The organism is Enterobacter sp. CP102, assembly GCF_025152625.1.
Taxonomy (GTDB): domain Bacteria; phylum Pseudomonadota; class Gammaproteobacteria; order Enterobacterales; family Enterobacteriaceae; genus Enterobacter; species Enterobacter soli.
Genome location: NZ_CP104014.1, coordinates 4,424,665 through 4,438,540 on the forward strand (window position 1 = coordinate 4,424,665; position 13,876 = coordinate 4,438,540).

General features: G+C 56.5%; 14 protein-coding genes. 2 read left to right on the forward strand and 12 right to left on the reverse strand.

Annotation, left to right across the window (positions count from 1 at the left end):
• Positions 1 to 32 precede the first annotated feature (32 nt).
• Together N1249_RS20945 and N1249_RS20950 are read right to left on the reverse strand one after the other, a co-directional pair.
• Positions 33 to 728: a pirin family protein gene (locus N1249_RS20945; protein ID WP_259833043.1), complete on the reverse strand. Its 696-nt coding sequence runs from the start codon at positions 726 to 728 to the stop codon at positions 33 to 35.
• Positions 729 to 851: 123 nt separating this feature from the next.
• Positions 852 to 1,889 carry an oxidoreductase gene (locus N1249_RS20950; protein WP_259833045.1) on the reverse strand — a complete coding sequence of 346 codons (1,038 nt, stop codon included), beginning with the start codon at positions 1,887 to 1,889 and terminating at the stop codon, positions 852 to 854.
• 255 nt (positions 1,890 to 2,144) lie between these two features.
• Here N1249_RS20950 and yhhY point away from each other — a divergent pair, with 255 nt between their 5' ends.
• Positions 2,145 to 2,633 carry an N-acetyltransferase gene (gene yhhY / locus N1249_RS20955; protein ID WP_259833047.1) on the forward strand — a complete coding sequence of 163 codons (489 nt, stop codon included), beginning with the start codon at positions 2,145 to 2,147 and terminating at the stop codon, positions 2,631 to 2,633.
• 86 nt (positions 2,634 to 2,719) lie between these two features.
• Here the strand turns inward: yhhY and ggt are convergent, their stop codons facing one another.
• On the reverse strand, positions 2,720 to 4,462 hold the full coding sequence (ggt, locus tag N1249_RS20960; protein ID WP_259833048.1) for a gamma-glutamyltransferase: 1,743 nt from the start codon (positions 4,460 to 4,462) through the stop codon (positions 2,720 to 2,722).
• A 126-nt stretch (positions 4,463 to 4,588) separates the two neighbouring features.
• Here ggt and N1249_RS20965 point away from each other — a divergent pair, with 126 nt between their 5' ends.
• On the forward strand, positions 4,589 to 4,969 hold the full coding sequence (locus N1249_RS20965) for a DUF2756 family protein (RefSeq protein WP_014072151.1): 381 nt from the start codon (positions 4,589 to 4,591) through the stop codon (positions 4,967 to 4,969).
• Here N1249_RS20965 and ugpQ read toward each other — a convergent pair.
• The 9 genes from ugpQ to livH form a co-directional block, all read right to left on the reverse strand.
• Positions 4,950 to 5,699, reverse strand: coding sequence for a glycerophosphodiester phosphodiesterase (gene ugpQ / locus N1249_RS20970; protein ID WP_259833050.1), 750 nt, complete (start codon positions 5,697 to 5,699; stop codon positions 4,950 to 4,952). The genes N1249_RS20965 and ugpQ overlap by 20 nt on opposite strands.
• Positions 5,696 to 6,766, reverse strand: coding sequence for a sn-glycerol-3-phosphate import ATP-binding protein UgpC (locus N1249_RS20975; protein WP_259833052.1), 1,071 nt, complete (start codon positions 6,764 to 6,766; stop codon positions 5,696 to 5,698). The genes ugpQ and N1249_RS20975 overlap by 4 nt, the downstream gene beginning before the upstream one ends.
• Before the next feature lies 1 nt (position 6,767).
• Positions 6,768 to 7,613: a sn-glycerol-3-phosphate ABC transporter permease UgpE gene (ugpE, locus tag N1249_RS20980; protein ID WP_259833054.1), complete on the reverse strand. Its 846-nt coding sequence runs from the start codon at positions 7,611 to 7,613 to the stop codon at positions 6,768 to 6,770.
• Positions 7,610 to 8,497, reverse strand: coding sequence for a sn-glycerol-3-phosphate ABC transporter permease UgpA (gene ugpA, locus N1249_RS20985; RefSeq protein WP_259833056.1), 888 nt, complete (start codon positions 8,495 to 8,497; stop codon positions 7,610 to 7,612). Before ugpA ends, ugpE begins: the two co-directional genes overlap by 4 nt.
• A 106-nt stretch (positions 8,498 to 8,603) precedes the next feature.
• On the reverse strand, positions 8,604 to 9,920 hold the full coding sequence (ugpB, locus tag N1249_RS20990; protein ID WP_014072156.1) for a sn-glycerol-3-phosphate ABC transporter substrate-binding protein UgpB: 1,317 nt from the start codon (positions 9,918 to 9,920) through the stop codon (positions 8,604 to 8,606).
• 244 nt (positions 9,921 to 10,164) lie between these two features.
• On the reverse strand, positions 10,165 to 10,878 hold the full coding sequence (gene livF, locus N1249_RS20995; protein ID WP_259833058.1) for a high-affinity branched-chain amino acid ABC transporter ATP-binding protein LivF: 714 nt from the start codon (positions 10,876 to 10,878) through the stop codon (positions 10,165 to 10,167).
• 1 nt (position 10,879) lies between these two features.
• Positions 10,880 to 11,647 carry a high-affinity branched-chain amino acid ABC transporter ATP-binding protein LivG gene (gene livG, locus N1249_RS21000; protein ID WP_259833070.1) on the reverse strand — a complete coding sequence of 256 codons (768 nt, stop codon included), beginning with the start codon at positions 11,645 to 11,647 and terminating at the stop codon, positions 10,880 to 10,882.
• A complete protein-coding gene (livM, locus tag N1249_RS21005) occupies positions 11,644 to 12,921 on the reverse strand; it encodes a branched chain amino acid ABC transporter permease LivM (RefSeq protein WP_014072159.1) in 1,278 nt (425 codons plus the stop codon). The genes livG and livM overlap by 4 nt, the downstream gene beginning before the upstream one ends.
• A complete protein-coding gene (gene livH / locus N1249_RS21010; protein ID WP_014072160.1) occupies positions 12,918 to 13,844 on the reverse strand; it encodes a high-affinity branched-chain amino acid ABC transporter permease LivH in 927 nt (308 codons plus the stop codon). Before livH ends, livM begins: the two co-directional genes overlap by 4 nt.
• Positions 13,845 to 13,876 lie beyond the last annotated feature (32 nt).

Genomic DNA, 13,876 nt, shown 5'->3' on the forward strand with positions numbered 1-13,876 from the left:
ACAGGGAAGGATGGGCAATTATTTATGAATTATTAAACCGGCGGCAGATCGAACAGCAGGATTTCGCTTTCGCTGTCGGCATGAACGGACAGTGCCTGCTCATCCCAGATTGCCAGACCATCAGCCGTGGTGGCTTTGGTACCGTTAATAGTCACGTCACCTTTCACCACCTGGATCCACACGCGGCGGTTGGCGGAAATCTGATGTACAGACTGTTCGTTTTTCGCCAGTGCCCAGCGATACAGTTCCATATCCTGGTTCACTTTCAGAGAACCTTCACGCGCATCCGGGGACAGCACCAGCTGTTTGCCCTGCTCTGCGTCGAAACGACGCTGTTCGTAACGTGGCGTGATGCCGGTTTTTTCTGGAATGATCCAGATTTGATACAGGTGCAGTTTTTCCGTTTTGCTTGGGTTGTACTCAGAGTGACGCACCCCGGTACCCGCGCTCATAATCTGGAACTCGCCCGCCGGAACCTGCTCTTTGTTGCCCATGCTGTCCTGGTGCTCAACCGCCCCTTCCAGCACATAAGTCAGGATTTCCATGTCTTTGTGCGGGTGAGTACCGAAGCCCTGGCCTGCGTCGATCACGTCGTCGTTAATCACGCGCAGTGCCGAGAAGCCCATGAAATTCGGGTCGTAGTAGTCGGCAAACGAGAATGAATGCCATGAGTCCAGCCAGCCATGATTCGCGTGACCACGTTCGTTTGCTTTGCGTAAGTAGATCATTGTTTTCACCCTCAGTTCGTTTCGATGGAGTAAGTGTGGACGCAAACGGCCTGGGATCATAGAGGGTGAAAATTGACTCCTCTGTTCAAAAAATATGAACAAACGCAGAGGAGCCGTTTTTACTTATCTGGCGAGGGTTATTGTGGCAGGAGAAGCCTGTTCAAAGGCCCGCTCAAGGATTTCGAGGTTGGTCAGAACTTCAGTTTCCTTGACGTAATTCGGCGCGCCGTTACTGAGGGTGTCAAACAACGCATCGTACACGCGGCCATAGTCGCCCGTTTCAGGCGCCAGTTCTTCCCTGACCGTTACGCCGTCGTCATTCACGTACTCCAGCACGCCCACGGAATCATCCGCCGCAAAACCGGGGTCGCCCGGCATGATATTGGCCTTCAGGCTGGTTTCCTGCTGGTCAATGCCGTACTTGATAAACGACCCTTTCGTGCCGTGGACGATGAATTTCGGATAGTCGATTTTCACCAGATGGCTGGTTTTGACGATGGCCTTCAGGTCGCCGTAAAACAGCTGCGCTTCAAAGGTATCATCCGGGTTGGCCTTGTTACGCAGGCTGCGGATGTCATAGGCCACGTTCCCCGGGCGGCCAAACAGGGAGATAATTTGGTCCATGGTGTGTACGCCCAGGCCATAGAACGCGCCATCCTGCGGCTGGCCGGGTTTGGTTTCCGCCACCGGGCGGAAGTAATCAAAATGGCTTTCAATCTCAACGATATCGCCGAGCTTGCCGCTCTCAATTGCCTTTTTCGCCGTCAGGAAGCAGCTGTCAAAACGCCGGTTCTGGTATGGCGTGACGGTCAGCCCTTTGCTTTTCGCCAGCGCAAACAGGGTTTTCGCTTCGGCAAGCGTTGGGGTGAACGGTTTTTCCACCAGCACGTTCTTCCCGGCTTCCAGCGCGCGTTTTGCGTAGTCAAAATGGCTGTCAGCATGGGTACAAACGATAACCAATTTGACCTGCGGATCGTTTAAGACCTCATCCAGATCGCTGGTGAAATGAATATGGGAATACTGCGGGGATTGCTCTTCGGGTTTCGCGCTGCGGCGGTAGACGTGGGCAACGTGCCAACGGTCTTTGCGGTTGAGAACATACGGCAGGTGATACCGGGTGGTGCTTTTACCAAATCCAATAAATGCGCAATGTAGGGTCATGGCTCAGTCCTTTTGAAAGGTTACCGGGACTTACCATAACAAAAAAAAAGCCAGCTAGAAGCTGGCTAAAGTAATACTGGAAGCAATGTGAGCAATGTCGTGCTTTCAGGTTCCCGTAGCGGTCTTCCTGAATGCAAAGCAATAATAATCATTCTCATTCGCACTTGTCCAATACTTTTTGCAAAAAATAGCGATTGACTCAAATTTTAAAGTCACTGATGTTAAAGAGGACATTAACCCACAGAGGATGAAGGAATGAGTGAGATAGTGATACGCCACGCTGAACCGAAAGATGCCGAAGCTTTACGCCAGAACTATATGCATCCGGAGGTGTATCACGACACACTACAACTACCTCATCCTTCCCTTGAGCATTGGCAGGAGCGCCTTAATCCTAAGCCTGGCCAGAAACGCCTGGTGGCCTGCATCGACGAGAAAATCGTCGGCGATCTTGCACTTCAGGTGGAAGCAAGCCCGCGCCGCAGCCACGTGGCAACCTTTGGTATCAGCGTTGCCGCGCAGGCTCAGGGGCGCGGAGTCGGCAGCGCGTTAATGCGTGAGATGATCAACCTTTGCGACAACTGGATGCGCATCGACCGTATTGAGCTAACGGTGTTTGCTGATAACCCGCCAGCGCTGGCGTTGTACCGGAAATTTGGTTTTGAAATTGAGGGTACGGGCAAGAAATTCGCGCTGCGCAACGGCGAGTATGTGGATGCGTATTATATGGCGAGAATGAAGTAGCGTGTTGCCGGGTGGCGGCTTCGCCTTACCCGGCCTACGTTAGTGCAGTTGTAGGCCCGGTAAGCGCAGCGCCACCGGGCAATACGTTAATACCCTGCCGTTAAATCATCTACCGAACGTGGATCCGATGCCCCAAACAGCGCACCGTCCGGCCCAACCATAATGCTCTGGGTGCTGCCCATCGCCTCTTTCACTGCCACCTTCTGCCCGCGCTGCTCCAGCAGTTTGATGGTGTCCGGGCTAAAGCCCTTCTCGACGCGCAACTCATCCGGCAGCCACTGATGGTGGAAACGCGGGGCGTTAGTGGCTTCCGCCACGTTCATCCCAAAGTCGATACTGTTCACCACCATTTGCAGCACGGTCGTGATAATGCGGCTGCCACCCGGGCTGCCGGTCACCAGCCATGTTTTACCGTCTTTTACCACGATAGTGGGCGACATGGACGACAGCGGACGTTTCTTCGGCCCGACGGCGTTAGCATCGCCGCCCACCAGGCCGTAGACGTTTGGCACGCCCGGCTTGGCAGAAAAATCATCCATCTCGTTATTCAGCAGAATGCCGCTGTTACCCGCCACAATCCCGGTACCGAAGGTGGTGTTTAGGGTATAGGTCACCGCCACCGCGTTACCGTCTTTATCCACCACCGAGAAATGCGTGGTCTGGTTGCTTTCATACGGGGCCAGCTTGCCGGGGCGGATTTCGCTCGACGGTTTGGCTTTGTTGATATCAATCTCATCGGCAATGGATTTGGCATAGGCTTTGTTGGTCAGCGCCTGCCACGGCACCTTCACAAAGTCCGGGTCACCGAGATATTCCGAACGGTCGGCGTAGGCGCGTTTTTCCGCTTCCGCCATTACCTGCATGGCATCCGCACTGCCGAAGCCAAACTTGTGCATATCGAAGTTTTCAAGAATGTTGAGGATCTGCACGATGTGGATCCCGCCGGAAGACGGTGGCGGCATAGAGAACACCTGATAGCCACGATAGCTGCCGCTAATCGGCTCACGCTCAACCGCTTTGTACTCAGCCAGATCCGCTTTGGTGATTAGCCCGCCGTTCTTTTGCATCTCTTCGGCAATCTGGTCCGCTATCGCCCCTTTGTAGAAAGCATCCGGCCCGTGCTCCGCAATCAGCTCCAGGCTTTTCGCCAGGTTTTTCTGCACCAGCTTGTCGCCCTTTTTCAGCGGCTCGCCGTCTTTCCAGAAGATGGCCTTACTGTTTTCATGATTCGGGATCACTTCGCTGCCGTAGGTTTTCAGATCGTCAGCCAGCGCATCGTTTACCACAAAACCGTCTCGCGCCAGTTTAATAGCAGGCTGTACCACTTTATTGAGTGGCATCGAGCCGTATTTTTCCAGCGCCAGGGAGAAGCCCGCCACCGTACCCGGCGTGCCGGATGCCAGGTGCGACGTCAGCGATTTTTTGCTGTCCGGGTTGCCCTGGTCATCAAGGAACATATCGCGGGATGCCTGATTCGGCGCCATTTCGCGAAAGTCGATGGCCGTGGTTTTGCCATCTTTGGTGCGCAGCATCATAAAGCCGCCGCCGCCCAGGTTACCGGCCTGCGGGTGGGTTACCGCCAGCGCGTAACCCACCGCTACCGCGGCATCTACCGCGTTCCCACCCTGCCTGAGAATATCCACGCCAACTCGCGTGGCCATCGCATCAACCGATGCCACCATACCATGCGTCGCCCGCACGGGATGAAACACATCTTCTTCCACACCGTAGGACACTGGCGGAGCGGCTGGCGGGTTCGCCGCCACGCTAAATGTGCCGCCTGCCATTAACGCCGCGATTGCAATCCAGCGCAAATACGTTGGTTTCATATTTATTGTTCTCCAGGTGATGGGATCCATATTCCCGGGTTAAGCCTGGTTCACAACTCCTAAAAAATCATTGTTATGCTGGATCCGAGGTAAACTTAAGAAAAGCCTCAGAGGGAGGAAACAACCATGAAACGATTAATGATCCTGGCCGCATTATTACCTTTTGCCGCACTTGCACAGCCACTCAACACCATGAATAACCCGAACCAGCCGGGCTATGTCATTCCAAGCCAGCAGCGTATGCAAACCGAGATGATGGGCCAACAGCAGCAGCAAAAAGGGATGCTCAACCAGCAGCTGAAAACGCAAACCCAGATCCAACAGCAGAGCCTGCAAAATCAAATGAATGCCAATACCCAGCGCATTCAGCAGGGTCAGGTACGTGAACAGCCGCTGCCCAATCAAAACGGCGGCATGTTAGGCGGGGGAACAACGCAGAGTAGCGGACAGCAGCATATGCTGCCGTCGCAGTCGAATGGCAGTATGCTTAATAATCCGCAGAATTAAAATCCGGGCCAATCAGGTCAATGGCGTCGGTACAGATGCTATCCACACCCCAGCGCAGCAGTTCGGCTGCACGCTGGGGTTTGTTGACGGTGTAGACCAGAATATGTAGCCCCGCCGCTTTCAGCATCTTCACCCGCGCCTCATCCAGCAGCTTGTGGTTCAGGTGAATCGACACACAGGCTAGACGCGTGGTCAGCTCGTGCCAGTCATCACGCCATTCATCCAGTAGTAACCCGCGCGGCAGTTCCGGTACGGCAGCCTGAGCCGCTTCCAGGGCGTCAATTTCAAACGACGAGAGCAACGGCGCGGTCATCCCTTCCCACAGTTCGCGTGCGGCCAGGGCAATCACTTTGCCCGTCAGCGGCCCGGTGCCGGTGGTGGGTTTGATCTCGATATTGGCCATCATGCCGTGCTGGCGACAGCGATCGGCCACTTCCGCCAGCAACGGCAGCGGTTCGCCTTTAAATTCGCCGCTGTACCAGCTTCCGGCATCCACTTTCAGCAGGTCGCGCCACGGCAGCTCCCCCGCCACGCCCCAGCCGTTGCTGGTGCGTTCGAGGTTATCATCGTGCAGCAGGAAAATTTCACCGTCTTTCGACAGCTTGGCGTCGAACTCGATCATCGTGTGACCGTAACGCGCGCCAACGTCGATGGCCGCCAGGGTGTTTTCCGGCGCCAGTTTACCGCCGCCACGGTGGGCGACGATGTGGGGATAAGGCCAGTTACTCATATACGTTGTCCTGTTTCACCGTCAAATAAGTGCAGGTGATTTTCCGGCAGGTGCAGCCACAGCGTGCTGCCTGCTTTCGGGCGTTCCTGATGTGCCAGACGCACCACTATTTTTTGCTCACCCCAGCGTCCGTGCGCCAGGTTGTCTGCCCCCAGCATCTCCAGCGTGTCCATCACCAGCGGCACGCCGCCTTCCGCCTGAGAGGTTAAGCCAATATGCTCCGGGCGGATCCCGAGCGTCATTTTACGCCCGGCATAGCCACGATAGTACCAGTTGACGGGCAATGCCATACCGCTTTCCAGTTCAAAATGGGTACCCGCGCTGCTGATACGCCCTTCCAGCAGGTTCATTGCCGGACTGCCGATAAAGCTCGCCACAAAGCGGGTGGCCGGTTTTTCGTACACTTCAACCGGGGTGCCAATCTGCTCGGCGATGCCTTTGTTCATCACCATCACGCGCTGGGCAAGCGTCATCGCTTCGACCTGGTCGTGGGTCACGTACAGGGACGTCGTTTTAAGACGACGGTGCAGCTGCTGCAGCTCAAGACGCATCTGCACGCGCAGCTTGGCATCCAGGTTTGAGAGCGGTTCGTCGAACAGGAATACCGCCGGATCGCGCACGATGGCGCGGCCCATTGCCACACGCTGACGCTGGCCGCCGGACAGCTCGCGCGGGCGGCGTTTGAGAAGGCCGTCCAGCTCCAGAATACGGGCCGCTTCTTTGACGCGCTCGTCGATATGGCTTTTACCCATCCCGCGAATTTTCAGCCCCCAGGCCATGTTCTCTTCCACGCTCATGTGTGGATAAAGCGCATAGTTCTGGAACACCATCGCGATACCGCGGTCTTTTGGCTCCATTTCGGTGACGCGCTGGCGGTCAATCCAGATATCGCCGGATGTCACGCGCTCAAGCCCCGCCACCATGCGCAGCAGCGTCGATTTGCCGCAGCCGGACGGGCCGACCATCACGATAAATTCTCCGTCCGCTACGTCGAGCGTTAATGGCTGAATGACCTGGGTTTTGCCGTCCCAGCTTTTGGTTACTGCCTGAAGTTTGAGTCCTGCCATCTTATTTCTCACTGTCCACTAAACCACGCACAAACGCACGCTGCATGGCTAAAACGATAACGACCGGGGGGATAAGGGTGAGCAGCATCGCCGCCATCACCTGGTTCCAGAGGGTGGTGCCTTCGCCGGTGGCGATCATGCCTTTGATGCCCGCTACGGCGGTGCCGAGGTTGACGTCCTGGATAATCAGCAGCGGCCACAGGTACTGGTTCCAGCCGTAGATAAAGGTGATCACAAACAGCGCCGCGAGGTTGGTTTTCGACAGCGGCAGCACGATGTCGCGGAAGAAGCGCATCGGTGAAGCGCCGTCGATACGCGCGGCTTCAATCAGTTCGTCCGGCAGGGTCATAAAGAACTGGCGGAACAGGAAGGTGGCGGTCGCCGAGGCCATCAGCGGCAGGGTTAAGCCCGCGTAGCTGTCCAGCATCTTGAGGTTGGCGATCACTTCCACCGTCGGGAAAATACGCACTTCCACCGGCAGCATCAGGGTGATGAAGATCATCCAGAAGAACAGGTTACGCAGCGGAAAGCGGAACCAGACGATGGCAAAGGCCGAGAGCATCGACACCGTGATTTTGCCCACCGTGATGCCGAACGCCATGATGAAGCTGTTGAGCATCATCAGCCAGAACGGTGCGCTGTTGGCGCCCACGCCCTGAGTCCAGATGGTTCTCATGTTCTCGAACAGATGCCCGCCCGGGATCAGCGTCATGGGGGTGTCGAACACCGCTTTGGTATCAAGCGTAGCGGCAACAAAAGCCACGTACAGCGGGAACAGAATGACGATGATGCCTAAAATCAGCATGGTATGGCTGAAAATCGTCAGCCCGCGACGGTTCTCAATCATTGGTAGCGCACCTTACTTTCGACATAACGGAACTGCACCACCGTAAGGATGATGACAAGGAACATCAGCACGACGGACTGCGCAGCAGAGGCCGAGAGATCCAGACCCGCAAACCCTTCGCGGTAGATCTTATAGATAAGCGTGGTCGTCGCCTGCACCGGGCCACCGGCGGTGGCGGCATCGATCACCGGGAAGGTGTCGAAGAAGGCGTACACCAGGTTGACCACCAGCAGGAAGAAACTCACCGGGGCAATCAGCGGCAACGCCAGCTTAAAGAAGCGACGGATCGGGCCTGCGCCATCAATCGCGGCCGCTTCAACCAGCGAGCGCGGAATGGATTGCAGCGCGGCAAAGAAGAACAGGAAGTTATAGCTAATCTGCTTCCACACGGAGGCGAACACCACCAGGAACATCGCCTGGCCGCTGTTCTGCGCATGGTTCCAGTCATAGCCAAACTCCGCCAGGAAATGTGTAATCAGCCCGCGCCCCGGGTTAAACAGGAAGATCCACAATACGGCGGCGACAGCGGGAGCCACGGCGTATGGCAGCAGCATTAACGTCTGATAAATACGGCTGCCGCGCACCACGTAATCTACCAGCGCGGCGAAGAACAGCGAGGCGACAAGACCGCTCACGGTCACCAGGGTGCTGAATTTGATCGTCGTCCAGAAGGCGTCGATATAGTAGCTGTCGTGCCACAGGGCAGCGAAGTTATCCAGGCCAACGAACTGGCTGGAAAGGCCAAATGGATCAACGCTTTGTACCGAGTACCACAGCGCTTCACCCGCAGGCCAGATAAAGAAGATGACGGTGATGGCCAGTTGCGGCGCGACCAGCAGATACGGCAGCCAGCGCGAACGGAACACCGGACGGGATGATGACATTGAGATTTGCTTCCTGAACAATGCCGGGTGGCGGTTACGCCTTACCCGGCCTGGATGTGGCACATCGTAGGCCCGGTAAGCGCAGCGCCACCGGGCAAGTTACAGATTACGATTTGGTCGACTGCTCAAAGCGGCGCAGCAGCTGGTTACCACGCTCTACCGCTGAATCCAGCGCCTGCTGTGGCGTTTTCTTGCCGGTCCACACGCTTTCCAGCTCTTCATCGACGATGGTACGGATCTGCGGCATGTTGCCCAGACGCAGACCTTTCGTGAACGGCAACGGCGGCTTGTTCAGCATCTGACGCGTGGCGATATCCGCCCCCGGGTTCTTGTCATAGAAGCCCTGCTGACGAGTTAGCTCATACGCGGCTTTGGTGATCGGCAGGTAGCCGGTCTTCTGGTGCCATTCGGCAGCGTTTTCCGGCTTCGCCAGGAAGTCGAGGAATTCGGCTACGCCTTTGTAAGTCCCGTTGTCTTTGCCCTGCATCACCCACAGGCTTGCCCCGCCGATGATGGCGTTCTGCGGCGCGCCTTTCACGTCAGCGTCGTAGGGCATCATGCCCACGCCGTAGTTGAATTTGGCGTAATGACGGATATCCGCCAGCGAGCCGGAAGAGGCGGTGGTAATGGCGCAATCACCGTTGTAGAACTTCTCGGTGGATTCGTCTTTACGGCCGAAGTAGCTGAAATCGCCCTTCTTGTTCAGATCGGCAAGCAGCGCGATGTGTTTCACCTGCTCTGGTTTGTTGAACTCCAGTACCGCGTCAGTGCCGTCGAAACCGTTGTTTTTGGTGGCAACCGGCAGGCCGTGCCAGGCGCTGAAGTTCTCAATCTGGATCCAGCCCTGCCAGCCGCTCGCGTAGCCGCACTTCATGCCCGCAGCTTTCAGCTTCGCGGTGTACTCAGCCAGATCCTGCCAGGTTTTTGGCGGCTGCTCTGGATCTAAACCGGCTTTCTTAAAGGCATCTTTGTTGTAGTACAGCACCGGGGTGGAGCTGTTAAACGGCTGAGACAGCAGGTGGCCGGTTTTGGAATCGGTGTAGTAACCGGAAACGGTCGGCACGAACTGTGATTCGTCAAAGTTGATACCCGCGTCTTTGAACACTTCATACACCGGTTTAATGGCTTTAGAGGCCATCATGGTGGCGGTGCCCACTTCATAAACCTGTAACAGTGCAGGCGCGTTACCGGTACGGAAGGCAGCGATGCCCGCGCTCAGGCTCTGCTCGTAGTTACCTTTGTACACCGGCACAATTTTGTAATCCGGGTGGGTGTCGTTGAAACGCTGCGCCAGGGAGTCAACTTCTTTACCCAACTCCCCTTCCATGGAATGCCAGAACGGAATGGTGGTGACAGCCATTGCGTTCGTCGCAAAAGCCAGACCAATTGCCAGACCCAAAGCTGTGTGTCGTAACGATGTCATTGTCATCTCTCTTATTGTGCCGGATGCGCGATATCACGCGTTTTATGCTCGCGAGGTAACATGACATGCTCGAATGACAGAAAAATAACTTTTTATTTACAGAATGATGACAACAAAGCGTCAGGGGGATGATGGTTGTGTGAAGGGGGTTATGTGAAAAAGCCGGGTGGCGGCTTCGCCTTACCCGGCCTACGGTATCGAGTAGGCCCGATAAGCGTAAGCGCCACCGGGCAATACAGACGACTCAGCCGCCCAGGTACGCACTCCGCACCGCTTCGTTGGCCAGCAGCGCATCGCCGGTATCGGATAGCACGACGTGGCCGTTCTCCAGCACGTAGCCGCGATCGGCGAGCTTCAGCGCCTGGTTGGCGTTCTGCTCAACAAGGAAGATGGTCATCCCTTCTTTACGCAGCTGTTCGATGGTGTCGAAAATCTGCTGGATGATGATCGGCGCAAGACCGAGCGACGGTTCATCAAGCAGCAACAAACGCGGCTGGCTCATCAGCGCACGGCCAATCGCCAGCATCTGCTGTTCACCGCCGGACATGGTGCCCGCACGCTGAATACGGCGCTCCCACAGGCGTGGGAAGAGTTCGTACACCCACTTAATGCGGGTCTGGTATTCCTCGCGGTGAGCAAAGAAGCCGCCCATCGCCAGGTTCTCTTCCACCGTCATGCGGGAAAACACGCGACGCCCTTCCGGGACAATCGCCACCGCTTCGCGCATGATTTTAGCGGTCTGCCAGTCGGTAATATCTTTGCCATCAAACACAATCCGCCCGCTGGTGGCGCGCGGGTCGCCGCACAGAGTGCCGAGCAGGGTGGTTTTACCTGCGCCGTTGGCGCCAATCAGGGTAACGATTTCGCCCTGATTGATATGCAGGCTGACATCATGCAGCGCCTGAATCTTGCCGTAGTGGGCACTTACCTTGTCAAACGTTAACATCGCTTTTTCCATCTTATGCCTCACCAAGGTATGCGCGGATCACGTCCGGGTTATTGCGGATCTCTTCCGGCGTCCCGTTTGCCAGCGGCGTGCCCTGGTTTACCACGTAGATACGATCGGAAATGCCCATCACCAGCTTCATATCATGCTCAATCAGCAGGATGGTGGTGTCGTGATGGTCGCGCAGCTCGGCAATCAGCTCGTCCAGCTCTTTGGTCTCTTTCGGGTTCAGACCGGCCGCCGGTTCGTCGAGCATCAGGATTTCCGGCTGGGTCACCATGCAGCGCACGATTTCAAGACGACGCTGGTCACCGTAGGCCAGGTTGCTCGCCTGGCGGTTAGCGTGCTGAAGCAGGCCGATACGATCAAGCCAGGTGGCTGCTCTGTCGAGGGCTTCGCTCTGCGCGCGACGGAAGGCTGGCGTTTTCAGCAACCCGGAGAAAAGACCGGTTTTCAGCTGCTGATGTTGCGCCACCAGCAGGTTTTCAATCACCGTCATTTCGCGGAACAGACGCACGTGCTGGAAGGTACGCACTACACCCATACGCGCAATCTGCTGGCCCGGCAGCCCTTCAAGGTGCTGGTCGCGCAGCATAATGGTGCCGCCCGTTGGTTTATAAAAACCGGTCAGGCAGTTGAACACCGTGGTTTTCCCCGCGCCGTTCGGGCCAATCAGGGAGACAATCTCTTTCTTGTGCAGATCCAGAGAGACGTTGTTGACCGCCAGCAGGCCGCCAAAACGCATCATCAGACCGTTAACGGATAATAATGGCTGACTCATGCCTGCTCTCCTTTCGCTTGCCCGTTTTTCAGCTTCAACTGTGGACGGGTCATCGGCAGCAAGCCCTGCGGACGCCAGATCATCATCAGCACCATCAAACCACCCAGCATCAACATGCTGTACTCGTTAAAGTCACGCATCAGCTCACGCGACACCACCAGCAGGATGGCTGCAAGGATAACGGCGAACTGCGAGCCCATCCCGCCAAGCACCACAATCGCCAGCACGAAGGCGGATTCGGCAAAGGTGAAGGATTCCGGGCTGACAAAGCCCTGACGCGCGGCAAACAGCGTTCCGGCGAAACCGGCAAACGCGGCGCTGATGGTAAATGCCGTCAGCTTGATGCGGGTCGGGTTCAGGCCCAGAGAACGGCAGGCAATCTCATCTTCACGCAACGCTTCCCACGCGCGGCCCAGCGGCATCCGCAGCAGACGGTTAATCACGAACAGGGTAATGACCACCAGCAGCAGCGCTACCAGATAGAGCCAGATGACACGGTCAGACGGATCGTATTTCACACCGAAGAAGTTGCTGAAGGTATCCCAGCCGCCTTCGCGGGCAGAACGGCTGAATTCCAGGCCAAAGAAGGTCGGTTTCGGGATCTGGCTGATACCGTTCGGGCCACCGGTCACTTCGGTGTTGTTGAGCAGCAGGATACGGACGATTTCACCGAAGCCTAAGGTCACAATCGCCAGGTAGTCACCGCGCAGGCGCAGTACCGGGAAGCCGAGGAGGAAACCTGCAGCAGCAGAAACCAGCCCCGCCAGTGGCAGACAGGTCCAGAAGCCCAGGCCGTAATAGTGGTTCAGCAACGCAAAGGTGTAGGCACCGATGGCATAGAAACCGCCGTAACCCAGTACCAGCAGGCCAGACAAACCTACAACCACGTTCAGACCCAGACCGAGGATCACGTAGATCATGGTCAGAGTGGCGATGTCTACCGTACCGCGCGATACCACAAACGGCCACGCCACAGCCGCCACCAGCAGCGCCACGAGGAACAGCTTCTGCTTAACGGTTGAGCCGTCGATAGCCGGCAGAACGAATTTCGGGCCAGAGACGTTTTTCAGCGTCTTCTGGAACACCGGACGCAGCAGCTGGAACAGGAACACTACCGCAGTGCCGATAAATACCCACTGCCAGCGAATGTCGGCGGCGGTATCCACCACCAGCTTAGTGCCATCCAGCTCTAACTGAACGCCCATAAAGACGCCCGCCAGCACGAAGAACATGGCGGCAGAGAGCAGCGCCATTGCAAAATGCATCGGTTTCATACTTTCTCTACCTCCGGACGACCCAGAATACCGGTAGGCATTACCAGCAGAACCAGAATCAGCAGGGCAAACGACACCACATCTTTATATTCAGTGCTCAGATACGCCGAGGAGAGTGCTTCAGCCACGCCAAGGATCAGGCCGCCAATCATCGCACCAGGAATACTGCCGATACCGCCCAGTACCGCTGCGGTGAAGGCTTTCATCCCGGCCATAAAGCCGATGTACGGGTTGATAACCCCGTAGAACTGGCCGAGCAGTACACCTGCGACCGCCGCCATCGCCGCACCAATCACGAAGGTCAGTGCAATCACGCGGTCAGTGTTGATGCCAAGCAGGCTCGCCATTTTCAGGTCTTCCGCGCAGGCACGGCAGGCGCGCCCCATGCGGGAATAACGAATGAACAAGGTCAGCGCCAGCATCGCAACAAAGGTGACGATCCAGATAACCAGCTGCATGGTGGTAATCGACGCAGAGAAGTTGTCGCTTGCTCCGACAATCCACTGGCCGTTAAACAGGCTTGGCAGCGCCACGTCGCGCGAACCTTCGGTCAGGCTGACGTAGTTTTGCAGGAAGATGGACATACCGATGGCAGAGATCAGCGCAATCAGACGCTTGGAGCTACGCACTGGCCGGTAGGCCACCCGCTCGATGCTCCAGCCGTAGGCGCTGGCAATCACAATCGCCCCCACGAACCCGGCAGCGACCAGCAGCCAGCTGCTGTCGATACCCATCATCATCAGCGCGGCGATAATCATAAAGGAGACATAACTACCGATCATGTACACCTCGCCGTGGGCGAAGTTGATCATGCCGATAATGCCGTAAACCATCGTATAACCGATGGCGATCAGCGCGTAGGTGCTTCCCAGCGTGACGCCGTTAAACATCTGCTGCAAGAAATAGAGAAACTGCTCGGACATATGCAAACCTTTTTATACCCGCCCGGACGCCC

What these genes read in the sequence shown, in the direction of transcription:
- livF (WP_259833058.1), bottom strand. Translation starts at nt 10,878, where the DNA reads ATGGAAAAAGCGATGTTAACGTTTGACAAGGTAAGTGCCCACTACGGC.
- ugpA (WP_259833056.1), bottom strand. Translation starts at nt 8,497, where the DNA reads ATGTCATCATCCCGTCCGGTGTTCCGTTCGCGCTGGCTGCCGTATCTG.
- ugpE (WP_259833054.1), bottom strand. Translation starts at nt 7,613, where the DNA reads ATGATTGAGAACCGTCGCGGGCTGACGATTTTCAGCCATACCATGCTG.
- ugpB (WP_014072156.1), bottom strand. Translation starts at nt 9,920, where the DNA reads ATGACATCGTTACGACACACAGCTTTGGGTCTGGCAATTGGTCTGGCT.
- N1249_RS20975 (WP_259833052.1), bottom strand. Translation starts at nt 6,766, where the DNA reads ATGGCAGGACTCAAACTTCAGGCAGTAACCAAAAGCTGGGACGGCAAA.
- livH (WP_014072160.1), bottom strand. Translation starts at nt 13,844, where the DNA reads ATGTCCGAGCAGTTTCTCTATTTCTTGCAGCAGATGTTTAACGGCGTC.
- ggt (WP_259833048.1), bottom strand. Translation starts at nt 4,462, where the DNA reads ATGAAACCAACGTATTTGCGCTGGATTGCAATCGCGGCGTTAATGGCA.
- N1249_RS20945 (WP_259833043.1), bottom strand. Translation starts at nt 728, where the DNA reads ATGATCTACTTACGCAAAGCAAACGAACGTGGTCACGCGAATCATGGC.
- livG (WP_259833070.1), bottom strand. Translation starts at nt 11,647, where the DNA reads ATGAGTCAGCCATTATTATCCGTTAACGGTCTGATGATGCGTTTTGGC.
- livM (WP_014072159.1), bottom strand. Translation starts at nt 12,921, where the DNA reads ATGAAACCGATGCATTTTGCAATGGCGCTGCTCTCTGCCGCCATGTTC.
- N1249_RS20965 (WP_014072151.1), top strand. Translation starts at nt 4,589, where the DNA reads ATGAAACGATTAATGATCCTGGCCGCATTATTACCTTTTGCCGCACTT.
- ugpQ (WP_259833050.1), bottom strand. Translation starts at nt 5,699, where the DNA reads ATGAGTAACTGGCCTTATCCCCACATCGTCGCCCACCGTGGCGGCGGT.
- yhhY (WP_259833047.1), top strand. Translation starts at nt 2,145, where the DNA reads ATGAGTGAGATAGTGATACGCCACGCTGAACCGAAAGATGCCGAAGCT.
- N1249_RS20950 (WP_259833045.1), bottom strand. Translation starts at nt 1,889, where the DNA reads ATGACCCTACATTGCGCATTTATTGGATTTGGTAAAAGCACCACCCGG.